The following is a 22,660-nucleotide window of genomic DNA, read 5'->3' on the forward strand; positions in this document are numbered from 1 at the left end:
CAATCTCAGGGCGTGCGCGCCATGGCACGCTGCACCAGCCCCTCGGCTTTGAGCCGGTCGAAGGCCTGCTGCGTGCGCTGCGCGACCTCCAGCGGGGTCTGCAGGCTGTAGGCCATGTACAGCCCGGCAGAGATTTCCTCCAGTGTCAGCACCCGCTCCAGGCCGGCACAGTCGAATGCGGCCTGCTGACACATCAGGCGGGCATCGCCGGTGGTCAGGGGCACCAGGTCCACCTGGCCGCTCAGCAGCTTGCGGAAATTGTCCAGAGGCTGGGCCGAGACCACCAGCTGCTTGAACCCCTTGGCGCGCAGATACTGCTGCCGCACATCGTCCCGCATGACGCCAATCGTGAACGTCTTGGCCGATTCCAGGGAACTGACATTGAGCACGTTGGATTTGAGCCGGTACAGGTGGTACTGGATTTTCATGATCTCGCCCACCCAGCGGAACTGCGATTCACGGGCCGGAGTGCGTGCTATCAGGAAGATGAGCACATTGGGCTCCTTGAGCGCCATGTCATAGGCCCGCGCCCAGGGGTACAGGTGCACTGTGTAGTCTTTGAGACCGGCGCGCTGCAAGGTTAACTCGACCACTTCGGTGGCGCTCCCCACCACCTTGCCGCCCTCTATGGAGGTGTAGGGCGTCGTTTCGGTCACCGCCCGGATGGGCGGCGCTTGGCATGCTGCCGCACCCGCCCAGAAAATCCAGAACAACAGAATGGCACGTTTCATGCGGTCTCTCCCACAGGGTCGGAAGGTGCCGACACATCGGGCCCGGCAACCTGGTTGCGCCCCGCAGCCTTGGCGCGGTACAGCGCCTGATCCGCCTCTTCGAACAAGGCCTCGAAGTCACGGTCCGCGCCGGGTTCCAGTACAGCCAACCCGAAACTGATCGTCACCACCTGGGCTGCCTGCGAATGCAGGTGTTCGATGGCGCACGCCGCTACGGCGGCGCGCATGCGCTCGGCCATCTTGAAGGCTGCAGAGCCGCTCGTCGCGGGCAGCAGCGCAGCAAACTCTTCGCCGCCAATGCGCGCCACCAAATCACCCGCTCTGCCCAGCTGCGCTTGTAAAGCATGGGCCACGGCAACGAGGCACAGGTCGCCCATGGCGTGGCCATAGTGGTCGTTGTAGTCCTTGAAATCATCGATATCGCAGATGAGCAGGGCCAGGCTTTGTTGCTCCCGCCGAGCGCGGCGCATTTCGATGATTCGGGCTTCGTCGAAATGCCGCCGGTTGGGCAGGCCCGTCATCGGGTCGGTGCGCGCCAGGCTTTGCAACTGGCCATTGGCCGCCTGCAACTCGGCGGTGCGCTCATCGACCAAGTGGGCCAATCGATCCCGGTGCTCGGCCAGTTCCTGCTCATAGCGCTGTTGGCGCTCCAGGTGGTTTGCCAGACTGCCCTGCAACTGGTTGACACCCGAGACCAGTTGGGTCAATTCGTCCTGGTTCTGGCTGTTGCGCTGCAGGCTCAGGCGGGTACCCAGGTTACCGGGACGCACGCCCTCCAAATGCGATGCGATGCGCCGCACATGCACCGTAACCATGCGATTGAACACCAGCATGATCAGGCCCGCCAGCATCAGGGATTGCAGCAACTGCGCCACCACGATGGTGAACAACTGGCTACGCAGACGCTGCCATAAGACATGCTTGTCGCCGTACAAAACCAGTTCACCGACCTCTTCGCGGGCGCCGGGATAGGGAGAATAGGTCAGTCGCATGCTGCGCGTTGGCGCCCAGCCCAGGCCGGACCAGCTTTCGTGCGCGCTCTCGAAAATTTCAGGCGGACGATTCGCCAGAGTGACCTTCAACACGATTTTCCCCACTGCCGGAATGCCCTTGGCGCTTTGCACCTGTGCTTGCAGTGCCTCCCGGTCAAGTTCCCAGATGGCCTTGGACAGGGTGTCACCGTAAATCTGTTCGATCTGCGCCAGTTCGGCATCCATCCGGCTCAGGCCTTCATTCCATGCCGACCAGGTCAGCGCCATGACCGATGCCAGGATGAACAAGGCACAAAACACCAGCGTGGCCCACACCAGCCGCCATCCCAGGGAGCGCTGGCGCACCGGTGCAGGGGGCGCGCCCGTCTCTGGCGGCGGGCTCACTGCCACTTGCGCTGCAGCCTGTCAAAGCTGCCATTGCGCTGGAGGGACTCCAGCGCCTTGCGAAAGCGCTCCACAGTGGCATCGGACGTCTGGGCACCGAACGCCATGTAGTAGCTCTGCGAGCTCAGCTCCGGAATGGCCAAGGCCTTGTGCAGTGCTTTTTCCGGGTTCTGGCCCGCCTGGCGCACCAGGTGATAAGCGGTGAGCTGGTTCATGATCCACAAATCAATACGGCCCAGCCGCAGTTTTTCGTAGTTGAGTTCGTTCTTGGCGCTGGCTTGCAGGTTCTTGCCTTTGACAAATCCCTTGGACAGCAAGAACTGTTCGCCCACACTCTGGTTCACTGTGCCGATCTGCAAGCCCCTTGCTTTCTCCAACGACGAAAGGGAGAGCGCCTTGTCCGCCAAAGAAAACAGGTAGTACTCGGACGGTGCAATCACGCCCACCCATTTGAAGCGCTTTTCACGCTCTGGCGTGCGCACCATGGAATAGATCAGCACGTCGGGGATGTTGCTGGCCGTTTCATAGGCGCGCGCCCAGGGCATCGACTGGAACTGCCCCTGCAAGCCCAATTCCTGAAGCACGGCCTCGACCACCTCAGTACCCAGGCCGGTGATCTTGCCGCCGTCGGTGTAGTTATAGGGCGGAAACTCTTCCGTGAGGATGCGCACCGGCCCGCCCGTCGCACCCGCCAAGCGCCAGCCGCCGCACAGCAAACCCATCAGGCATGCCAACTCGCGCCTGCGAACACCGATATGTGTGTGCTGCTGTTCTGCCATGGTTTCTGGATGACTGGTACCTGCCGTGGAAGAAAACCAAAAGCCCTGCTGGCCCTGCTCATTTCAGTATCGGATGACCGGCCCACGCGGTCAATGGCTAAGACCCAGGACACCGGGGGCCGAGCCCGGTTGTGGCGCACTACGCACGGATCATTTCAAAGAGCCAGGTCTATGGGAGTGCTTGAGCAGTTGCAGCACCAGTGGGTGCGCCACCTTGCGTTCGGTGCTGATGGCGTAATAGTGCTCTTCCACCCCGTCACAGGCGCCGACCAGCCGCACTTTGCAGCGCTGCAACAATTCATCCTGGGCCGCCACCGCACCAGGAAACACGCCCAGACCGGTGCCACCAAACGCCTCCAGCAGCGCGTTGTCCTCGAACTCACCCACCACCCGCGGGCGCAGGCCCTTCTGGGCCAGCCACTGATCAATAGGATTGCGCACGATGGAGTGCATCGTGGGCAACAGCACGGGCAGCGACTGCAGCGACTCTGGAAACCCCTCGACCGCCTGTGCCCACCACTGCGCCGCCGCATACCAGCCCATGGCCGAGCTGCCCAGCGGGTGGTTGTGCACCTTGAGCCGCGGATTGAAGGGCGCCGGGTGGTCGGACAACACCACATCCAGCTTGTGCACAGCCAGTTCGGCCAGCAGATCGGGCATTTCACCCTCCAGGCACACCAGTCGCAGCCCATCCACCTGGAGCACGGGCCGCAACAGGCGCTGCACCTCCAATTTGGGCAGGCCATCGGCAATGCCCACCACCAGCCGTACCGAGGGGCTCTGGGCGGCGGCGCGCACCAGTTCAGGCAGGGCCTCGCCCAACTGGAAGATCTGTTCGGCCTGCCGCAAGGCCACCACCCCCGCCTCGGTCAGCGCCAGCCCGCGGCCCGCCGGGCGCAGCAGTTGGCAACCCAGGTCGCGCTCGAGTTCACGCACCTGGGTGCTCACGGTCTGGACCGCCATATCCAGCCGCACAGCGGCCTGCGACATGCTGCCCGCCTTGGCCACCATCCAGAAATAGTAGAGATGGCGGTAATTGAAGTTTGCGCTCATATTCCGATATTACAGAAGTGAATCTCATATTCAATCTGCTTTTTTAGAAATCACACATCCTCTATCCTCCGATTTCTTCTGACTTTGGAAATCCCCATGAACCATCCTGCCACCTACCAGGGAAGCACCACCCGTAGCTCTCTGGGCAGCACCCTGTCGACACACCGGGTGCTGCGCAATACCTATGCCCTGTTGTCCATGACGCTGCTGTTCAGCGCCGCCGTCGCAGGCACAGCCGTCGCCCTGCGTTTGCCCGCACCGGGCTTGATTCTTACTTTGGCGGGCTATTTCGGCTTGCTGTTCCTGGTGCACAAGGTACAAAACAGCGGTTGGGCCTTGGGGGCCGTCTTTGCGCTTACCGGCTTCATGGGCTATACCCTGGGGCCGGTGCTCTCGGCACACTTGGCCTTGCCGGGCGGCGGACACACCATCGCCCTGGCGCTGGGCGCTACAGGCGCCACTTTCCTGGCCCTGTCAGGCTGGGTGCTGGCCACCCGGCGCGACTTCAGCTTCATGGGTGGCTTTTTGTTCGCCGGCATGGTGATCGCCATCCTGGCCGGGCTGGCGGCCATGTTCTTCCAGATCCCGGCGCTGGGCCTGGCGGTATCGGCCATGGTGGCCTTGCTGTCGGCCGGGCTGATCCTGTTCGAGACCAGCCGCATCGTCAACGGCGGAGAATCCAATTACGTATTGGCTACCGTGGGTCTCTTCGTCTCGCTTTTCAACCTGTTCACCAGCCTGCTGAGCCTGTTCGGCTTCGGCAGCAACGACTAATCCCCAAGGAACCTTTATGACCCACACCTACCGCACCACTACCGCTGTCATCGCACTGACCGTCGCCGCCCTGGCCGCCCCCACGCTGGCGCACGCCAAACGCATGGGTGGGAGTAAAGCACGCTCCATTCCTCCGGCCAGCATCGGCAAGGCACCGTCCACCCCTGCGGCCCCGGTGGCGCCCAAGGCCCCTGCAGCCCCGGCCGCTGCGGCAGCACCGGCAGCGGCAGCGGCTCCTGCCGCACGCGGCCCGGGAATGATGGGCACCATGGGCGCAGCCGCTGTGGGCGCGGTGGCCGGCACCATGGCCGGCAATGCGCTGGCCAGTGGCAGCTCCGCCGAGAAGGATGCCAAGGCCGCCAAAGCCGCCGAAGCCCAGGCCGCCGAGAAAGAAGCCCAGGAGCTGCAACGCAAAGCCGATGAAGCCAAGGCCAAGGCCACTGCCGCGCGGGCCGCAGCCCAATAAGGTATGACCCGGGGTAGCATGTGCGGCAAGTTTTTACTCCGCACATCCCAGGAGCGCCCCGTGAACCTCCCATCGTTTTCCCCGCAGCCGCTGGTATCCGCACTGGCCTGCACCGCGCTGCTGTGCAGCGCAGGCGCCGTCGCAGCCCAAGAGAGCGCCTCGCGCATCGCCCGTGTCACGGTCTACCCTGGCAGCGCCACCGTAGAGCGTGTCGCCAAGGTGGCTGCGGGTGCACGCAGCCTGACCATGGCCTGCCTGCCCGCCACACTGGACCCGCAAAGCCTGCAGATCAGCGCCGAAGCGGGCGTGCGCGTGGGTGAGTTCAATGTGCTGACCGAAGACCGCGACGTCGCCTCGGCCTGCGCCAGCCCACTCGACGGTCGCATCCGCGAGCTTGAAGACCAGATCGCTGCCGTCAAGGCTGAATCGGGCGCGCTGCAACTGGTGGACAGCTACCTCAAAGGGGTTGCCGCTGGCAGCGCGGGCGAGGCCGCCGCGGGGGGCCGCGCCCTGCCCGCCACCCCGGCGCAGATCAGTGCCACCGCCGATGTTCTGCGCAAATCCGGCCAGGATGCGCTGGCCCGCGCCCACCAGCTCAAGCGCCGCCAGGAGGCGCTGGAACTGGCGCTCAAGCCCCTGGCGGCCGAGCGCGACCGCGTGGCCAGCCAGCGCACGCGTGTGGTATCGGTCACCGTCAACCTGGCCACCGAGCGCGACGCCGAACTGCGCCTGACCTACCAGGTGCGCGGCCCCGGCTGGCAACCCAGCTACCGCGCCACGCTCGATGCCCCCAAGGCCAGCGTGAAGCTGGATCGCCTGGCGCTGGTGGCGCAAAACACCGGCGAGGACTGGAGCAATGTGCAGCTCACGCTCTCCACCGGCCAACCTAACCGCGCCACGCAGGGCCGCCTGCCCCACCCCTGGACCCTGGACGTGGCACCGCCGCCCCAGAGGGCAGCCCAGGCGATGGCCATGGCACCCGCCACACCGGCACCGATAATGCGCGAGCGCGGCAACGCAGTGCCCGACACCATGCCCAGCTTTGACGTCAGCACCCTCGACAAGGGTTTTGCCACCGAATTTGCGGTGCCGCAGCGCATCACCGTGCCCTCGAACGGACAGCGCGTCACGCTGGCGCTGGGCACGCAGCTGACCAGTGCCCAACTGCTCACCCGCACCGCACCGGGCGTGGAAGAAGCCGCCTACCTGGTGGCCGAGATGGCGCCACCGCCAGGCGTCTGGCCGCCTGGCGCCGTGGGCCTGTACCGCGACGGCGCCTTTGTGGGCACCGGGCGCCTGGATTTCAGCGCCAGCGCCGCCCGCACGCCGGGCGCGCCGCCCACCATCAGCCTTTCGTTTGGCCGCGATGAACTGGTACTGGTGCGCACCGAGGTGCCCCAGGACATGACCAGCACCACCGGCCTGACCGGCTCGCGCACCGAGCGCCAGACACGCCGCAGCTACCAGATAGAAAACCGCCACAAGAGCAGCATCGACCTGCAGGTGCTGCACGCCACACCGGTCTCGCGCAACGAAAAAATCGAGGTGGAATCGCGCTACCAGCCGCAGCCCACCAGCCTGGCCTGGAACCAGCAGCCAGGCACCATCGCCTGGCTGCAGCCCCTGGCGGCCGGGGCCACGGCGCAGTTCAGCGCCGAGCACACCATCCGCTACCCCAAGGACATTGAACTGCTGGAACGCCCATGAGCAGCGCCCTCCCCCTGCGCCCCACGGTGCGCTTTTTGCTGGCCCACCCCGCGCACTTCATTGCGCTGGGCTTTGGCTCGGGCCTGTCGCCCAAGGCGCCCGGGACGGTGGGCACCCTATGGGCCTGGCTGGCATTCCTGGTGCTGCAGCCGTGGTTTGCCACGCCACTGCAAATGGGCCTTTTGATCGCCGCCAGCACGCTGGGCGGCTGGTGGGCCTGCACTGTCACCGCGCGCCACATGGGCGTGTCCGATCCCGGCAGCATCGTCTGGGACGAGGTGGTGGCTTTCTGGCTGGTGCTGTGGCTGGCCATGCCCATGGGCTTGTGGGGCCAGCTGGTGGCATTTGCACTGTTCCGTTTCTTTGATGCCGCCAAGCCAGGGCCCGTGGGCTGGGCCGACAGTCTGTTCAAAGGCTTTGGCTGGCGCGGCGGCTGGGGCATTTTGTGGGATGACTTTGTCGCGGCTTTCTGCACCCTGCTGGTGATTGCACTGTGGAGGTTCTGGTGAACCCACACCACCAATTACTATCAAAAGAAGAGCTACTAGCGCTTGATGGTATTGCGCTAGAGGCCATTTTGACCAATATTTCTGATCTCCTGCTGGCCCAGAACCAGATGCTGGCCACGGCCGAAAGCTGCACGGGCGGCCTGATTGCTGGGGTCTGCACCGACCGGGCCGGCTCGAGCCAGTGGTTCGAGCGCGGCTTCGTCACTTATTCCAACGCCGCCAAGTCCGAGATGCTGGCCGTGCCCCGCACGCTCATCGACCAGCACGGCGCCGTGAGCGAGCCTGTGGCCCGCGCCATGGCCGAAGGGGCCCTGGCGCACTCTGCCGCCCAGGCCAGCGTAGCCGTGACGGGCGTGGCCGGGCCCACAGGCGGCAGCGCTGACAAGCCCGTGGGTACGGTGTGGCTGGCGTGGTGTGTGCACGGGCGCACCTACAGCGAGCACCAGCATTTCGCAGGCGACCGCGCCGCCGTACGCGCCGCCACCGTGCGGCATGCGCTGGTGCAGCTGGCGCACCTGCTGGGGCCCTAGAAGCCTGTCGGCCTTGGAAATCGTCGGCTGCACATCGGCCGCAGCGGTCCATTCTCGCTTTCGACGCTCCAAGCCCAACAGACTCCTAGCGACACGTAGCGAGCGGTTACGCACTGGGGGGCAACCCGCTTGCATTCAGCGCCACACTTGCTTTAATGGGCCTTCGCCCCCGCCCGGCACACCTTGCGGCACAGAACCGGTGCGGGAGACAGGGTGATCACACAGCTGCACTGGATGCCACGCGCTCGTCTTTTTTTCTTCCGCAGCCTTCGGGGCCAGCTGGCCCTGTGGTTTGGCGGACTCTCCCTGCTCACGCTGCTCAGCGTTGGCCTGTATGTGGGTCGGCTGACCACACAGCAGGTGGCTGCCACGGCGGGCGCCTCCATTCACGCCACCGCACGCGCCGCCGCCGATCTGCTGGGGGCCAGCTTGCGCGAACACGAGCTCGACATCGTGCTGCTGAGCCTGGCCCCGCACTTCACCCGCGGCGAGCTGACCCAGCCTGCCGTGCTGCGTTCGCTGGAGCAACGGCGCCAACTGCGCGAGGAATATGCCTGGATGGGCGTGGTCAGCCCCCAAGGCACCGTGGTGCAGGCGGTGGACGGTATTCTGCAAGGCCAATCCGTTGCACAGCGGCCCTGGTTTATTGAAGGGAAAAAGCGGATCTATGCCGGTGATGTACACAAGGCCCTGCTGCTGGAAAAGCTGCTGCCGCAGCAAGCGTCTTCCGAACCGCTGCGCTTCATCGACATTGCCGCCCCTGTCCGCAACCTGGAAGGCACCCTGGTCGGCGTGGTGGGCGCCCACATCCACTGGCGCTGGGTCACGCAGACGGTGCAGGCCGCCTTCGACCAGCACGCCCGGGACCAGGGCACCGAGATTCTGATTGCCAACGCCGACGGCGAGGTGCTTTACCCGCAGTCGCTGGTCCACCACTCGCACCTGGCCCCCGTAGCGCCCCAGGGTACGGGCGCACGCTACGCTCGGCTGCGCTGGGACGATGGCCAGGAATACCTCACCAGCCAGGTCACGGTTGACACCCGCACGCCCCACGGTCTGGGATGGCGCATCGTGGTGCGCCAGCCGCTGGAGCAGGCCCTGCAGCCGGCACACGCGCTGCGCAGCAGGCTGCTGGCGCTGGGCTTGCTGGCGGCCATGGTGTTCAGCCTGGTGGCGCTGTGGCTGGCCCGTTCGTTCAGCCGCCCCATTGAGCAGTTGGCGCGGGCCGCGGGTCAGATCGAGCGGGGCGACCGCCATGCCGACTTTCCGGTGGACCATCGCCTGGCCGAAGTCGAACAATTGGGCCAGTCCCTCCAGTCGATGACCACGGCGCTGCTGGCCCATGAACGCGAACTGGCCACCGTCAACCAGTCGCTGGAAACCCAGGTGCTGCAGCGCACCAAAGCGCTGGAAACCGCCAACCTCGAACTCAAACGGCTGGCCACCCGCGATCCGCTCACCGGCGTGCACAACCGGCGGCACTTCGATACCAAGCTTCTCGAATGCTTCCAGACCAGCCAGCGCACCGGCAGGGGGTTTGCCGTGCTGCTGCTCGACGCCGACCATTTCAAGCAGGTCAACGACACCCACGGCCACCCTGCAGGGGACGCCGTCTTGCAACAACTGGCGCACCTGCTGGATGAAAACACCCGTGCGGTCGATTTTGTAGCCCGCTATGGCGGCGAAGAATTCGCAGTGCTGCTGCCACACACCCCAGGGGGCGAGGGCAGCATGGCGGCGGCAGAAAAAATACGCGCGGCCATCGCCGCAGCCGACTTCCCGGAAATCGGCCACATGACGGTCAGCATCGGTGCCAGCGTATGGAACCCCACCGACACCCACGCCCATGCGATCGTCGAGCGCGCAGACAAGGCGCTTTACCAAGCCAAAGGTGCGGGGCGCAACCTAGCGATGGCATCCTAAAGGCCAAGGCGCCTCAGGCGCCGTGGCACTTTTTGAACTTCTTGCCGCTACCGCACCAGCAAGGGTCGTTGCGGCCGGGCTCGGGCGGCTTGCGCAAGGTTTCTACGCGCGGGCCCATGCTTTTCCAGATCTGGCGCAGGTCGTACACGGCCCAGATGGCTTCGCCAAAGGCTTCCACACGGGCCTTGCTGGTGCTGGGCGGGCCGTCGTCGCTGTACATGCAGATTTCGGGCTTGCCGGTATCGTCTTCGGTCAGCGCAACGATGTGCCCCATCGCATCATCGAGCCACTGCGCGGCTTCCTTGTCGCGCGGCGCGGCCCATTCGTCGGGCCAGTTTTCCACGGCAAACATGAAGCCCAGCGCCCACACTTGGGCAAAAGAGGGAATTTCCTGGCCTTCGAGTTCAGCACGCTCATCCTCGGGCAAGCAGGCCACAGCGCCGCGCATATCCATGGCTTCGGGGGCGTAGGCCTGGTCTTCGTCCAGCGACTTCACATCGGCATCGAGTTGCTGCTGCACTTCGTTCCACCGGAGCATCCACAGTTCGATAAAACGTGCCTGCTGCGCCGCATCGGCAAACACCGGCAGCAGCGGCAGGGGTTCGCCCTCGGCCACTTCCAGGGCTTCACCGTCGCCCAACAGCATGGGCAGGTATTCTGCGGGACCAATGGGCCGCCGAGTGCACACCAGCGCGGCCATGAAACCGTCGCAAAACTCCCACTGCGGAATCTCTTCGCCACGTGTGCGCAAATCGTCCAGCAGCACGTCGAGTTCATCGAGCTCGTCGGGGCCAAGGGCCGGTGCACCGGCGTCGGGAGTGGTGGGTTCAGTCATGGGGGGCTCCGTTCATGGTGCAAAGGCTTTTATGATGCCCTGGGTGGTGCCACATGGCAGCGCCGTGGGGGCAGGCGCGCAGGGCCAGCCCGCGCACGGCGGCAAGTGTAGCGCCCCACGCCCGCTGGCCGCCCCCCTATTGCACTGCCCATGCCGCACGACACCGACACCCCCCATCGCCCCGACTACGCCGCTTTCCTGCGCCAGCAACTGGCCCTGCAGCAACCCACCGTGGCGCGCTACATGCTCAGCGAAGAGCAGGTCTGGCTCAAGAAGGCTGGTGCACGCCACGGCATGGGGCGCTACCGCGTGCTGGGCGCACTGGCCCGATGGACGCAACTGGAGGTGCTGCGTCCTGTCCCCAATCTGGGTGGCACGGCGGCCATCGTCACCGAAGCCCGGCGCCTGCACGACCTGGCAGCGCGGGGCTTGCGGGTTCCCGTGCTGCTGGCCCGCCAGGATGACGGCCTGCTGCTGCGCCATCTGGGCCGCCCGGGCGAACCGGCCCCCTCACTGGGCGACGAGATGCAGGCAGCCATTGCGCAGGGCCCTGCGGCCGTGCAGGAGTTGTGGCGCCAGGGCCTGGAAGCACTGCAACAGGTGCACAGCACGGGCACCAGCCTGAGCCAGGCCTTTGCGCGCAACCTCGTGCGCTGCCCCGACGGTGTGGTGGGTTTCATCGACTTCGAGGACGACCCCACTAGTGCCCTGCCCCTGGCGCACTGCCAGGTGCGCGACGCGCTGTGCTTCGTGCATTCCACCGCCCTCTATCTGCGCGAGAGCGGCGCGCTGGAGTCGGCTCGCCTGCTATGGGCGGCCTGGGTGGCGCAGCAGCCCGCCAGCGTGCAGACCACACTGAACCACAGCATTGCACGCCTGGCCTGGCTGCGCCATCTGCCACAAAATCGTCGCCTGGGGCGTGACCTGCAGCGCGCACGCGCCGCGTACGCCCTTTTGACGCCAGTGATACCCGCATGACAGCCCGTGTGCGCATACGGCGGCACACTGGCGTTTGCCAACCCATAGGAGACACCCGATGAAACTGATTGCCGCCGTGGCGCAGACCGCCACCGTAATGTTCGACACCGCCGCGACCGTGGCCAAGGCCGAAACCCTGATGGCAGAAGCCGCAGCGCGTGGCGCACAGGTGCTGGTGTTTCCCGAGGCCTTCATCGGCGGCTACCCCAAGGGGGCCGATTTTCACATCTTCATCGGCGCACGCACTCCCGAAGGGCGCCAGGATTTTCTCAAATACTACGAGGCGGCCGTGACGCTGGACGGCCCCGAAATTGCGCAGTTGGCCCAGGCCGCAGGCGCGCACAAGCTCTACGTCTGCGTCGGCATCATCGAGCGCGAGGGCGGCACGCTGTACTGCACCGCCGTGTACCTGGGGCCTGAGGGCACCGTGCTGGGCCACCACCGCAAGCTCATGCCCACGGCACTGGAACGCCTGGTGTGGGGCTACGGCGACGGCTCCACCCTGCAGGCAGTGGAAACCCCCTTTGGCAAGCTCGGCGCCGTGATCTGTTGGGAAAACTACATGCCCGCGCTGCGCATGGCCATGTACCAGCAGCGCGTGGCGCTGTATTGCGCGCCCACGGCCGACGACCGCGACAGCTGGATCAGCACGATGCAGCACATCGCCATGGAAGGGCGCTGCTTTGTGCTGTCGAGCTGCCAGCACCTGCGCCGCGCCCAGTTCCCCAGCGCATCGATGCACAACCGACTCCCCGACGACCCCGAAACGCTGCTCATGCGTGGCGGCAGCTGCATCATCAGCCCCGCAGGCAAGGTGCTGGCCGGGCCAGTCTATGGTGAGGATGTACTGCTGACCGCCGAGATCGACCTCGACGACATTCCCCGCGCGCAGATGGATTTCGACCCCGTGGGCCATTACGCGCGGCCCGACGTGTTCCAGCTGGCCGTCAACACCGCAGCACAACGCGCCGTGCAGCTGGAGCCTGGCGCCAGCACCGCCCCGCATCGCCCATGAAGGTGACCGACGCCATCACCCGGCGCATGTCGGTGCGCGCCTTTCGCCCAGAGGCGCCACCCGCTGCCACCGTGCGCGGCATTCTGGAAACCGCCGCACGCGCCCCTTCGGGCGGCAACCTCCAGCCCTGGCGCGTGCATGCGCTCACCGGCACTCCCCTGGCCGAGCTGCTGGCGAAGGTGGCCGCTGCGCCGCTGCAGGCAAAGCCCGAATATGCGGTCTATCCACCCAACCTGTGGGAGCCTTACCGCACCCGACGGTTCGAGAACGGCGAGCAGCTTTACGCCACGCTCGGTATCCCGCGCGAAGACAAGAGCGCACGCCTGCAGCAGATGGCGAAGAATGCTCGGTTCTTTGGCGCGCCCGTGGGTATTTTTCTCAGCATCGACCGTGACATGGGCGCGCCGCAATGGGCCGACCTGGGCTGCTATCTGCAGAATGTGATGCTGCTCGCGGTAGAGCAAGGCCTTGGCACCTGCCCGCAAGAGTTTTGGGCATTCTGCTCTGAACCGGTGAAGGCATTCCTGGGCCTGGGAGCCCGCCAGACACTGTTTGCAGGCATTGCCTTGGGTTACGCTGACGAACTGGCTCCTATCAACCAGATACGCACGCCGCGCGCGCCGTTTGAGGAATTTGTCGAATTGCGCGGGTTTCGCCACGACTGAAGGAGTCACTTGTGTGCGCCAAGTGCCCGATAAAATCGACGAATTTCTAGCACTGGATGATTCGCTTGCACGCTTTGCAAGACTCTTGCTTGCGTTGCTGAGGCAAGCGCAGCAGGCGTCCCGAGAAAAACAACCCTGATGCCTGCTACCCCTCACGCTTTGTCGCACCCGAAATACCGCGCCGATATTGATGGACTGCGATCGATTGCCGTTCTGTCGGTGGTCGCCTTCCACGCCGCGCCCGACTGGATTCATGGCGGCTTCATCGGCGTCGACATCTTCTTCGTGATTTCCGGGTTCTTGATCTCAACGATTCTTTTCAGCAATCTGGAGAACGACACCTTCAGCCTGCGAGAGTTTTACGCCCGACGCATCAAGCGCATTTTTCCGTCACTGCTGCTGGTGCTCATGGCAACGTACGCCATAGGCTGGTGGGTATTGCTGGCGGGCGAATTCGCGCAACTTGGCAAGCACATCACTGCCGGGGCGCTGTTTGTCTCTAACCTTGCGCTCTGGAGCGAAGCCGGCTATTTCGACATTGCAGCGGAAACCAAACCCCTGCTTCATTTGTGGAGCCTGGGAATTGAAGAGCAGTTCTACATTCTCTGGCCCGTGCTCCTGGTGCTGGCCTGGAAGAGGAAGTACAACCTCTTGACCCTGACGCTGGCGTTTGGCGCCATCTCCATGGCGCTCAATCTCAAGGGCATAGCAAAAAATCCAACCGCCACGTTCTATTCGCCCCAAACCCGGTTCTGGGAACTGCTCTGCGGGAGCCTGCTGGCGTGGGCTTCGCTTCATCCCCACCCCAAGGCAGTCGCGCTAAAAAGCACTCTGGATCGCTGGATTCACCGCATGCTGTACCGCAGCCTGCCTCCTGGCAACGGCACGGCGCTGGCAAACGCATTGGCCCTGGCTGGAGCGGCTTTGCTCGCATTGGGTTTTTTGAAGATCAGAGCGGAGCTTGGCTTTCCCGGCAAATGGGCCATTGCCCCGGTGCTGGGCGCCGTAATGATCATCTCCGCCGGCCAGGGGGCCTGGTTCAACCGCGTCGTTCTGTCCAGCCGATTGGCCGTTTGGTTCGGTCTGATCAGCTTTCCGCTGTATTTGTGGCACTGGCCCTTGCTCTCGTTTGCCCGCATCATGGAAGAAGGGCTGCCACGCGCGGACATCCGTCTGGGGGCTGTGCTGCTGGCCATTGTGTTCGCCTGGTTGACTTACCGCCTGGTCGAGAGACCCATCCGGTTTGGCACACACAACCGACTCACAATTGCCACCCTGTGTGTTTTGATGGCCGGTATGGGCGCACTGGGCTACTACACCTTCCGCCAGAACGGCTTGAGCTTTCGCATGCAGTCGCAAATCAGCCAGGCACTGCTGGACCAGACCGTCGAACCATCGAACACACAGCTTTCGGATGGCTCCTGCGAAAAACTTCTCAATTTCGCGATGGGGCCTGGCGCGGTCTGCCTAACAAACAGTGCTGCACCTGAAGTGCTCGTGGTAGGTGACAGCCACGCCATGGCTTTGAACAGCGCCGCCTTATTGGGGAAAGTTCCCATCAAGACGATGTTGATCGGAAACCACGGCTGCCTTCCCCTCATGGGGTACTCCGTTCAGGATGGCAAGCTGAACAAGGGCTGCAATGCCCTGCCAGACCAGGCGTTCAAGGTCCTTGACCGCTATCCGTCCATCCACACGGTGGCCCTTGCCACACGCGGGCCGTTGTACTTTTCCGGTCATGGCTACGGCATTGAAGGCCCCAGCACCTATTCCATTTTCGCGCTGGACGGCACCAAGGCCAGCCAGACCGACATGTTCCGCAAAGGCTATTCGCAGTTCGTGAAAGAACTGCTTCTGCGCAAGAAGGACGTAGTGTTCGTCATCGACCCGCCGGAATTGGGCGAGGATCCGAAAGGCTGCCTGTTCAGACGGCCCGTTTCGATTCTCGAAAAACCCGTCTCCACCTGCACCCAGGACAAATCCAAGGTCGTCGCCAGGCAGGCGGTGTACCGTGACTTGGTGGAGCAGATTCGCAGCGACAATCCAGCACTTAGGGTATACGATCCGATCGATTTTTTCTGCGACGCCGCACGTTGCTACGGCTTGCGCGACAAAAAACTACTGTACTGGGATGACAACCACATAGCTGCCTGGGCCAGCGAACTGGTCTTGGATGATATGCGTAAGCGCAAATTCCTGCCCTGATCGCATCATTTGAGCAGCGCCAAGAACCACGCGCCCCTCAAACAAGGCCATACTGCTCCAACAGCGGCGTTGATCGTGCGGGCCCACCTGAACAGGAAGCGCCATCAACTACAAGGCCTCATGCGTCGGCCTACAGCACGGCGCTGGCGTTGGCCCTACGCTTGCGGCCGGAGATCCTCTTCGCTTCGCGTCCCCGCACACCTTCATGCCCACACCCTTATCTACCTCTGCCTCGTCGGGCACTCCTCCCGACGGCCGTGGCGCAGGCGATCCCTCAAAACCCCCAAAAATCCGGCCCAGGCGCACGCCAGCCTTGTCGCTTTCCGCCTGGAAGCAGTTCATGGGCGTTGCCAGACCCTATTGGCAGGGCGACAAGAAACGCACGGCGTGGGGGCTGTTGGCGTTGCTGATTGGCCTCATGGTCTTCGAGACGCAGTTAGCGGTCATGCTGGTCGACAAAAGCGGAGAAATGACCTCCGCGCTGGCCAGCAGGGATGCGGATCGCTTCTGGGCTGCGGTGCGCACCACGCTCTACGTGCTGGCCTTTGCGGTACCGGTTTATGCGTTTTACTACTACATGCGCGATGCGTTCTCCAACTATTGGCGCCGCTGGTTAACGCTGCGTTTCTTGGATGGCTACCTGGGTGAGCGCAAGTACTACGAAATTGGCGCGCGCGGCGACATCGACAACCCGGACCAGCGCATCAGCGAGGACATCAACACGTTCACCGGGCGCTCCACCCACTTTCTGCTGGTTTTCATTGGCTCCCTGATGCAACTCGTCGCCTTCAGCGCCGTACTTTGGTCCATTTCGCACACGCTGGTCGCCATCTTGGCTGTCTACGCCTTTCTCGGAACCTTCGGCGCCCTGTACTTGTTCGGTACGCCGCTCATTCGCCTGAACTTCTGGCAGTTGCGCCGTGAGGCTGATTTCCGTTTCAGCCTGATGCGACTGCGCGAGAACGCTGAATCGATAGCCTTCTACCGCGGTGAAGCACAAGAGCGCGCGCAGCTCAATCAACGCTTTGACGCCGCATTCAGCAACTTTGCCCGAATGATCAAGAAGCAACTCTCGCTCAACCTGTTCCAGCGCGCCTTCAGCCAACTCACCCTGGTAGTGCCCAGCGTCGTGCTGGCAGGCGCTGTGCTGGCGGGCGAAATGGAAGTGGGCCGCGCGGTGCAGGCGGCGGGCGCTTTCACTGCGGTGCTGGCGGCCGTCTCGCTCATCGTGGACAACTTCGAGAGCTTGAGCCGCTTTGTGGCGGGTATTGACCGGCTGCACGCGCTCTCGCAGGTAGTGCTCAAAACCCCGGCCGCTCCAACACCTTGGGCCGAGCCACCAGCGATGGACGGGGTAGCAGCCGTCATGAAGACAGATCCCTCGCCCACGATTGGGAGGCGCGCTGGCGACACCTTGGCCATCGAGGGGCTCACACTGTATACGCCCGATTTCCGCCGCATGTTGATACAGAACTTGTCGCTGCACATCGCATCCGGAGAGGCGCTACTTATCACAGGCCCGAGCGGCTGTGGCAAGAGTTCGCTGCTGCGCGCCATTGCCGGCTTGTGGAACAGCGGCAGCGGCATGGTGCAGCACCCGCCTATCGAAGACATGTTCTTTTTGCCACAACGCCCTTACATGCAAAGTGGCACGCTGCGCAGCCAGATCGTTTATCCGGCGGCCACGACCGAACTTGCAGATGAGCGGCTGCTGGAACTGCTCCAGGCGGTGCACCTCGAGACGCTGGCCGAGCGGGTCGGCGGGCTCGATGCAGTGCACGATTGGGAAAAACTGCTGTCCACCGGTGAGCAGCAACGCCTGGCGTTTGCGCGGGTGCTGGCATGCAGTCCCCGCATGGTGATTCTGGACGAAGCCACCAGCGCGCTCGACAGTGCCAACGAAACCGCGCTCTACCAGCGGCTGCGCGAAAGCGGCATCACCTTGGTGAGCATTGCGCACCGGCATGCGGTGCTGCAGTACCACAGCCATGTGCTGGAGTTCAAGGACGACGGTGCCTGGCAGCTCAACGCCGCTGCTGACTTTCAATTCGCTGAGTGAAGCAAGGCTCTCTGCAATCGAGCCCGCTCACACCGCGCCAATGAGCGCAATGGACGTCGAAACTTCAGCGCCGTAAGCACTCAGGCGCTTGCGCAGACACAGCACAGCCTTGTCCTTGGACAGCAAAATCGCCTCGTGCGCTGCAGCCAGGTCAATGAAAGGCTGGTCGTCGGTGTCCTTGCAAATAGCACTGGCGCGCGGTGCGGGCCCTACGGTTTGCACAGCGGCGTCAAAGCGTGCGAGTACCGCCTCTGGCGTGAGGCCGTAAAACGCGACACGGGGTGCAATCTGTGGATAGCCGAGAACCCTGGAGAGTTCGCTGCGCATCCCGGAGGTGGCTATCCAGCGCAGCGCCCCAGAAGCCAGCAGATCGGACAGCAGCGCGGTGGCGGGATCGGCAAACACCAGCAAGTCGAGCACGACGTTGGTATCTAGCACCAAGGCGCGCGAGACCCCTTGTGAAGTTGCCACGGTCAGCTGCTGCAGTTCAACCCCCATCGCCAGGCCCGGCGCGCGGCGCGCGCACCGCGCCCTTGACCATGTCGAAACGGAACAGGCGGCACTCGATCGGGCCGTTCCACATGGGCACGCGGCGCGATTCTTTCAGGCGCATCTTGCTGGGGAGCTTGAGGTCGGGCGTCAGCATCCAGGCCGTCCAACCTGCATAATTTTTCTTCCAGTGCGCGGCCAGTTGGCTGAAGAATTCGCCGCCATCGTCGGTGTGCGCCGCCTCGCGTCCTACGGCGTCGCCCTGGGCGCGCTGGGCAGCACGCTCAGAGGCGTTCTGTCCCGCCGCGCCAGCGGCCGCAATACGCTCACCGTAGGGCGGGTTCAGCAGCATCAGGCCTGGTGCATCGCACGGTGGCATGCGTTGCAGCGCGTCACCGCCACGCAGTTGTATGGCACCAGCCACGCCCGCACGCTCGGCGTTACGCTGGGAAAAATCGACCATGCGGTGCGATACATCACTGCCAAAAATGGCTACAGCGCTTTTCTGTTCTTCGTTATGTGCTGCATTTTTTATAGCACCCCAGACATGGGACTGGAAAGGCAGAAGTTTCTCAAAAGCAAACCGGCGACGCAGGCCCGGCGCGATGCGGCAGGCGATCTGCGCCGCCTCAATGATCACGGTGCCGCTGCCGCAGCAAGGGTCATACAGTGGCATGGGCGCATCGCCATGCGGATCCCAGCCACTGGCGGCGATCATGGCGGCGGCCAGGGTTTCCTTGAGCGGTGCGTCGCCCTTGTCCTCGCGCCAGCCGCGCTTGAACAGGGGCTCGCCCGAGGTGTCGATATAGACCGTGGCCTCTTCTGTGGTCAGGTGCAGGTGGATGCGTATGTCCGGCCATTGGGTGTTCACGTCCGGGCGTACGCCGCTCTTGGCACGGAAACGGTCCGCCACCGCGTCTTTCACGCGCAGACCGGCAAAGTTCAAGCTGGTGAGCGGGCTGTGCTGCGCCGTCACCTCGACCTTGAAGGTCTGGCGCGTGGTAAACCAGATTTCCCAGGCCACGCTGCTGGCCGCTTCGTACAGGTCGTTTTCGTTGCGGTAGGGGCGGTGGGCCAGCTGCACCAGCACACGCTGCGCAAGGCGGCTGTGCAGGTTGAGCAGCATCGCATCGCGCCAGGACGCACGCAGCAGCACGCCGCCGCGTCCGGTGAGCAGATCGTTTCCCGTGAGGCCAGTGATACGGTGCACCTCGTCGGCCAGAAAACCCTCCACGCCAGCGGCGCAGGGTAAAAAGAGTTGAAGTTGGTTCATAGCAAGCCCCGAGGATAAGGCTTTCCCCCCGGAACGCCTCAGGACAATCGCGACGAAATGAGTTGTTGTACGGGCACAGGCCGACCAAACAGGTAGCCTTGGTAGCCCGTGCAACCCTGTTCCACCAGATAGTCAAACTGTCCTTGCTGCTCCACACCTTCGGCGACCACGGTCAGCCCCAGGCTGTGGGCCAATGCCACGATGGTGCGGGCAATGGCGGCGACATTCGGGTCGATCAAAATGTCGTGCACAAAGGCGCGATCGATCTTGAGAAGGTCCAGCGGCAGGCGCCGAAGGTAGGCCAGGGACGAATAGCCGGTGCCGAAATCATCGAGCGCAAGCCCGATGCCGTGGGATTTGAGTTCCAGCATTTTGGCGATGACGTTTTCAGCGTCACTGAGCAACAGGCTCTCGGTCAGCTCCAGCCGCAAACGAAGCGGGTTGGCGCCGGTCAACCGCAGCGCAGCCAAAACGCCATCAACAAACGTCGATTGCTGGAACTGGCGCGCACTGACGTTGACCGACAGGTACAAGCTTGCGGTGGTCGGGCTCGCGGCCCATTCAGCCAGTTGGAGGCAGGCGGCCTCGAGCACCCAGTCACCCAACGGCAGGATGAAGCCGGTCTCCTCGGCCAGTGGAATGAAATCACCCGGCAGCACGGTGCCGCGCTGCGGATGCTCCCAGCGCAGCAGCGCCTCAGCGCCGGTCATGCGCCCGTGGCGGTCAACCTGCGCCTGGTAGTGCAACCGAAAATGGCCCTGCTCCAGGCTGGTGCGCAAATCCGCATCGAGCTGCACCCGCTGTGATACGACGGCCTGCATCTGCGGGTCGAAAAAGCGCAGGGCGTTGCGCCCCGCCGACTTGGACTGGTACATCGCCAAATCAGCCTGGCGCAGCAGATCATCGACAGTGGCCGCCTGCCCATGGAAGAGGGTCACACCAATGCTGGGCGTGTTGCGCAGTTCATGCCCTGCCAGCACATAGGACTGGTTGAGTGCTGTGAGCACCTTCTCTGCAACCACCCGCGTCTGCTCAGCCGCTTCGGTCGCATCGTGGGCAAGCTCCTCCAGCATGACGACAAATTCATCCCCCCCGAGGCGTGCGGCCGTATCGCTGGCACGGATGGAATCTTGCAGGCGCCGGGCCACCTCCACCAGCAGCAAATCGCCCACATCGTGGCCCAGGGTGTCGTTCAGGGCCTTGAACTGGTCCAGGTCGATGAACAGCAACGCCCCTCGCCCGCCCGTGCGCTCGCCCAAGGCCATCGCCTGCTGCAACCGGTCGAGCAGCAGACGCCGGTTGGGCAAGTGGGTGAGGGGGTCGTAGAAGGCCAGGTGGCGAATCTTTTCCTCGGCTTCCTTGCGTTCGCTGATGTCAGAGAACGCAGCCACGTAGTGCGTGATCTGGCCGTCACCTCCATGTACTGCAGAAATGCTCTGCAGCAGGGGGTACACCTCGCCGCTTTTGCGTCGATCCCAGATTTCACCAAACCAGGCACCCCGGTCAGCCAGCGACTTCCACATCTGGACGTAAAACGCCGCGTCATGGCGCCCGGACTTGAACATGGCCGGTGTGCGCCCAATCACCTCGTCGGCCCCATAGCCGGTCATGCGGGTGAAGGCGCGGTTGACGCGCAGGATGGTGCCCCGGGCATCGGTCACGATCATGCCGTGCAACGATTCAAATGCCGTAGCGGCGATGCGCATCTCTTGTTCAACCCGGCGACTTTCGGTGATGTCCCGCAGCACCACTACGCGATGCGTGGCCACGCCCTCTCCATTCTGTACTGGGCTGACCATGGCTTCGAACCAGAACGACTGCCCATCGCGGCGCTGGCCTTCCAGGATGCACGGGGTTCCGTCCCCGCGGTCCAGACAGGCTCTGTCCTGCGCCTGCGCACATAAAAAATCCGGATTCCGGCCCAGAATCTCGCCGGAGGAATACCCTGTGATTTCACCCAACGCTGCATTGGCAAAGGTGACCAGGCCTTGCGCATCGACGATCAGCACGCCCTGAGAGATGGAGCTCAGCGCCTTGTGATGCAACCGCAAGATGTCTTCATTTTTGAGTCGCTCTTCTGCCTGTGCAATACGGACCAAGTTGTCACGGAACACCAAGGTGGCCCGCGCCATCTCGCCAATTTCATCGCCACGCTGGTGGTCGATGATTTCGACATCGGTGTCTCCGGCCTTCTGCGTTGCCAGCCGGTTCATGGCGCGGGTGATGCGCTCCATCGGAAAAATAATGCCCCGCGCCAACGCACCCGCCATCAGCACCGTCAGAAAGATCCCCGCGAAGGCGACAGCACCGCTCCAGAAAACGGTTTGGCGCGCCGCCTCCTCGGCGCTGCGCGCTTGCACGATCAGCGCCTGCGCCATGCGGTCTTCTACCAGGCGGAGCTGGTCGATTCTCCAGGTCATCACGGCCAGCCAGTGCGCCGTCGTGCCTTCTGCAGATTCCTGCCGCGTTGGCATCCGCTGAAAAATCCAGCCGCGCAACCGCTCGATCTCTGCGGCCTTCATGTCGGCCAGCAACTGCTCCAGTTGCTGCATGGATGCCGCATCGGCAAAAAAACGGAACTGCTCCAGAAAATGTGCCTGCCGATCGGCCTGCGCAACAAACACCTGGCGCGAAAGTGCATTGACCTGGGGGGCCGCGAAATAGGTGGCGCCCAACGCACGCTCCATGCCTGCCAGTTCCTTGGCCTGCATGAGATTCACAAAGGCATAGATGGTGCGCGAAATATCCGCATCGCCGCCCCAAAAATACATCTCCTGAACGATGCCAATCAGCGCATGAATAGCGGCGCTGTAACGCGCCAGTTGCACCTCGGGTGTCACATCGTGTGCCGCCGCCTCCCTGCGCCATGCAGGCAAGGCATTCCATTGCACCCGCGCATCCTCGATGCGCGAACGAAGGCGGTCATCGTAATGGTCCAGATCCAGCTGCTGCAGCGCCTGCTGTAGCGCAGCCAGTTGCTCGTCCGTCCGAGCATGGCGGACCGCCTGGCTCAGGACGAAATCGGTGCCGCCCGAACCTAGATAGGCCGCCGACAGGCCGCGCTCAAGCTGTACCTCGTGCACCAGGCTCCCGGCAAATGAGGCCAGTTCGGCCATTTCGCGCAGGCTGCGCATGTCGTTGGCCGTGCGCTGATGGCTGGCCAGCACCCACACCACAAAGAACAGAAAACCGGCCATCGGCAAAGCCAACGCCAACGCAATGCGCTGTCCAATCGGAATATTCTGTAGTCGGGCTTGCATCGCGGCTCGGTCTAAGTAAGGGGCGGGATCACC

Annotated in this window: 19 protein-coding genes; 11 read left to right on the forward strand and 8 right to left on the reverse strand. The window is 63.7% G+C overall.

Annotated features, from left to right (window positions below; all coding sequences use genetic code 11):
- Nucleotides 1–5 precede the first annotated feature (5 nt).
- The 4 genes from C8D04_RS11710 to C8D04_RS11725 all read right to left on the reverse strand — a co-directional run bounded on the left by C8D04_RS11710 (nucleotide 6) and on the right by C8D04_RS11725 (nucleotide 3,939).
- Nucleotides 6–731 (reverse strand): transporter substrate-binding domain-containing protein, encoded by a 726-nt coding sequence (locus C8D04_RS11710; RefSeq protein ID WP_116005009.1) that lies wholly within the window; start codon nucleotides 729–731, stop codon nucleotides 6–8.
- Nucleotides 728–2,107: a GGDEF domain-containing protein gene (locus tag C8D04_RS11715; protein ID WP_199562997.1), complete on the reverse strand. Its 1,380-nt coding sequence runs from the start codon at nucleotides 2,105–2,107 to the stop codon at nucleotides 728–730. The genes C8D04_RS11710 and C8D04_RS11715 overlap by 4 nt, the downstream gene beginning before the upstream one ends.
- The gene (locus C8D04_RS11720; protein WP_116006160.1) at nucleotides 2,104–2,829 is read right to left on the reverse strand and encodes a transporter substrate-binding domain-containing protein; all 726 of its coding nucleotides are present in this window, start codon (nucleotides 2,827–2,829) and stop codon (nucleotides 2,104–2,106) included. Before C8D04_RS11720 ends, C8D04_RS11715 begins: the two co-directional genes overlap by 4 nt.
- A gap of 207 nt (nucleotides 2,830–3,036) precedes the next feature.
- Nucleotides 3,037–3,939 (reverse strand): LysR family transcriptional regulator, encoded by a 903-nt coding sequence (locus tag C8D04_RS11725; RefSeq protein WP_116005010.1) that lies wholly within the window; start codon nucleotides 3,937–3,939, stop codon nucleotides 3,037–3,039.
- 96 nt (nucleotides 3,940–4,035) lie between these two features.
- Here C8D04_RS11725 and C8D04_RS11730 point away from each other — a divergent pair, with 96 nt between their 5' ends.
- From C8D04_RS11730 to C8D04_RS11760, 6 genes are all read left to right on the forward strand, one after another.
- Nucleotides 4,036–4,713 carry a Bax inhibitor-1/YccA family protein gene (locus C8D04_RS11730; RefSeq protein ID WP_116005011.1) on the forward strand — a complete coding sequence of 226 codons (678 nt, stop codon included), beginning with the start codon at nucleotides 4,036–4,038 and terminating at the stop codon, nucleotides 4,711–4,713.
- 16 nt (nucleotides 4,714–4,729) lie between these two features.
- Entirely contained in the window at nucleotides 4,730–5,179 is a 450-nt protein-coding gene (locus C8D04_RS18705; protein ID WP_158550308.1) for an ABC transporter substrate-binding protein, read from the forward strand.
- 60 nt (nucleotides 5,180–5,239) lie between these two features.
- A complete protein-coding gene (locus C8D04_RS11745; RefSeq protein ID WP_233521162.1) occupies nucleotides 5,240–6,886 on the forward strand; it encodes a DUF4139 domain-containing protein in 1,647 nt (548 codons plus the stop codon).
- Complete coding sequence (locus C8D04_RS11750; protein ID WP_116005015.1) at nucleotides 6,883–7,395, forward strand: phosphatidylglycerophosphatase A; 513 nt, start codon at nucleotides 6,883–6,885, stop codon at nucleotides 7,393–7,395. Before C8D04_RS11745 ends, C8D04_RS11750 begins: the two co-directional genes overlap by 4 nt.
- A gap of 107 nt (nucleotides 7,396–7,502) precedes the next feature.
- Nucleotides 7,503–7,925, forward strand: coding sequence for a CinA family protein (locus C8D04_RS11755; RefSeq protein ID WP_165829148.1), 423 nt, complete (start codon nucleotides 7,503–7,505; stop codon nucleotides 7,923–7,925).
- A 234-nt stretch (nucleotides 7,926–8,159) separates the two neighbouring features.
- Nucleotides 8,160–9,848, forward strand: coding sequence for a GGDEF domain-containing protein (locus C8D04_RS11760; protein ID WP_116006161.1), 1,689 nt, complete (start codon nucleotides 8,160–8,162; stop codon nucleotides 9,846–9,848).
- A gap of 13 nt (nucleotides 9,849–9,861) precedes the next feature.
- On the opposite strand, the gene C8D04_RS11765 is transcribed toward C8D04_RS11760, so the two are convergent.
- Complete coding sequence (locus C8D04_RS11765; RefSeq protein WP_116005017.1) at nucleotides 9,862–10,683, reverse strand: UPF0149 family protein; 822 nt, start codon at nucleotides 10,681–10,683, stop codon at nucleotides 9,862–9,864.
- 150 nt (nucleotides 10,684–10,833) lie between these two features.
- Here C8D04_RS11765 and C8D04_RS11770 point away from each other — a divergent pair, with 150 nt between their 5' ends.
- The 5 genes from C8D04_RS11770 (at nucleotide 10,834) to C8D04_RS11790 (ending at nucleotide 17,605) form a co-directional block, all read left to right on the forward strand.
- Nucleotides 10,834–11,661 (forward strand): hypothetical protein, encoded by an 828-nt coding sequence (locus C8D04_RS11770; protein ID WP_116005018.1) that lies wholly within the window; start codon nucleotides 10,834–10,836, stop codon nucleotides 11,659–11,661.
- 58 nt (nucleotides 11,662–11,719) lie between these two features.
- Entirely contained in the window at nucleotides 11,720–12,676 is a 957-nt protein-coding gene (locus C8D04_RS11775; RefSeq protein ID WP_116005019.1) for a carbon-nitrogen hydrolase family protein, read from the forward strand.
- Nucleotides 12,673–13,341 carry a nitroreductase gene (locus tag C8D04_RS11780; protein ID WP_116005020.1) on the forward strand — a complete coding sequence of 223 codons (669 nt, stop codon included), beginning with the start codon at nucleotides 12,673–12,675 and terminating at the stop codon, nucleotides 13,339–13,341. Before C8D04_RS11775 ends, C8D04_RS11780 begins: the two co-directional genes overlap by 4 nt.
- A 159-nt stretch (nucleotides 13,342–13,500) precedes the next feature.
- Complete coding sequence (locus C8D04_RS11785) at nucleotides 13,501–15,546, forward strand: acyltransferase family protein (protein ID WP_165829130.1); 2,046 nt, start codon at nucleotides 13,501–13,503, stop codon at nucleotides 15,544–15,546.
- 340 nt (nucleotides 15,547–15,886) lie between these two features.
- Nucleotides 15,887–17,605 (forward strand): ABC transporter ATP-binding protein/permease, encoded by a 1,719-nt coding sequence (locus C8D04_RS11790; RefSeq protein ID WP_116005022.1) that lies wholly within the window; start codon nucleotides 15,887–15,889, stop codon nucleotides 17,603–17,605.
- Between the two features lie 27 nt (nucleotides 17,606–17,632).
- On the opposite strand, the gene C8D04_RS11795 is transcribed toward C8D04_RS11790, so the two are convergent.
- Genes C8D04_RS11795 through C8D04_RS11805 form a run of 3 tightly spaced genes read right to left on the reverse strand, consistent with a single transcriptional unit; the run spans nucleotide 17,633 to nucleotide 22,627 of the window.
- Nucleotides 17,633–18,076, reverse strand: coding sequence for a PIN domain-containing protein (locus C8D04_RS11795; RefSeq protein ID WP_347708421.1), 444 nt, complete (start codon nucleotides 18,074–18,076; stop codon nucleotides 17,633–17,635).
- A 16-nt stretch (nucleotides 18,077–18,092) separates the two neighbouring features.
- The gene (locus C8D04_RS11800; RefSeq protein WP_116005024.1) at nucleotides 18,093–19,367 is read right to left on the reverse strand and encodes a THUMP domain-containing protein; all 1,275 of its coding nucleotides are present in this window, start codon (nucleotides 19,365–19,367) and stop codon (nucleotides 18,093–18,095) included.
- Between the two features lie 38 nt (nucleotides 19,368–19,405).
- On the reverse strand, nucleotides 19,406–22,627 hold the full coding sequence (locus C8D04_RS11805) for an EAL domain-containing protein (protein WP_158550309.1): 3,222 nt from the start codon (nucleotides 22,625–22,627) through the stop codon (nucleotides 19,406–19,408).
- Between the last annotated feature and the right edge of the window lie 33 nt (nucleotides 22,628–22,660).

It is taken from the genome of Simplicispira sp. 125, assembly GCF_003096555.1.
In the GTDB taxonomy this organism is placed as follows: Bacteria; Pseudomonadota; Gammaproteobacteria; order Burkholderiales; family Burkholderiaceae_C; genus Simplicispira.

What these genes read in the sequence shown, in the direction of transcription:
- C8D04_RS11725 (WP_116005010.1), bottom strand. Translation starts at nt 3,939, where the DNA reads ATGAGCGCAAACTTCAATTACCGCCATCTCTACTATTTCTGGATGGTG.
- C8D04_RS11765 (WP_116005017.1), bottom strand. Translation starts at nt 10,683, where the DNA reads ATGACTGAACCCACCACTCCCGACGCCGGTGCACCGGCCCTTGGCCCC.
- C8D04_RS11760 (WP_116006161.1), top strand. Translation starts at nt 8,160, where the DNA reads ATGCCACGCGCTCGTCTTTTTTTCTTCCGCAGCCTTCGGGGCCAGCTG.
- C8D04_RS11750 (WP_116005015.1), top strand. Translation starts at nt 6,883, where the DNA reads ATGAGCAGCGCCCTCCCCCTGCGCCCCACGGTGCGCTTTTTGCTGGCC.
- C8D04_RS11780 (WP_116005020.1), top strand. Translation starts at nt 12,673, where the DNA reads ATGAAGGTGACCGACGCCATCACCCGGCGCATGTCGGTGCGCGCCTTT.
- C8D04_RS11790 (WP_116005022.1), top strand. Translation starts at nt 15,887, where the DNA reads ATGGGCGTTGCCAGACCCTATTGGCAGGGCGACAAGAAACGCACGGCG.
- C8D04_RS18705 (WP_158550308.1), top strand. Translation starts at nt 4,730, where the DNA reads ATGACCCACACCTACCGCACCACTACCGCTGTCATCGCACTGACCGTC.
- C8D04_RS11775 (WP_116005019.1), top strand. Translation starts at nt 11,720, where the DNA reads ATGAAACTGATTGCCGCCGTGGCGCAGACCGCCACCGTAATGTTCGAC.
- C8D04_RS11755 (WP_165829148.1), top strand. Translation starts at nt 7,503, where the DNA reads ATGCTGGCCACGGCCGAAAGCTGCACGGGCGGCCTGATTGCTGGGGTC.
- C8D04_RS11710 (WP_116005009.1), bottom strand. Translation starts at nt 731, where the DNA reads ATGAAACGTGCCATTCTGTTGTTCTGGATTTTCTGGGCGGGTGCGGCA.
- C8D04_RS11805 (WP_158550309.1), bottom strand. Translation starts at nt 22,627, where the DNA reads ATGCAAGCCCGACTACAGAATATTCCGATTGGACAGCGCATTGCGTTG.
- C8D04_RS11720 (WP_116006160.1), bottom strand. Translation starts at nt 2,829, where the DNA reads ATGGGTTTGCTGTGCGGCGGCTGGCGCTTGGCGGGTGCGACGGGCGGG.
- C8D04_RS11800 (WP_116005024.1), bottom strand. Translation starts at nt 19,367, where the DNA reads ATGAACCAACTTCAACTCTTTTTACCCTGCGCCGCTGGCGTGGAGGGT.
- C8D04_RS11770 (WP_116005018.1), top strand. Translation starts at nt 10,834, where the DNA reads ATGCCGCACGACACCGACACCCCCCATCGCCCCGACTACGCCGCTTTC.
- C8D04_RS11730 (WP_116005011.1), top strand. Translation starts at nt 4,036, where the DNA reads ATGAACCATCCTGCCACCTACCAGGGAAGCACCACCCGTAGCTCTCTG.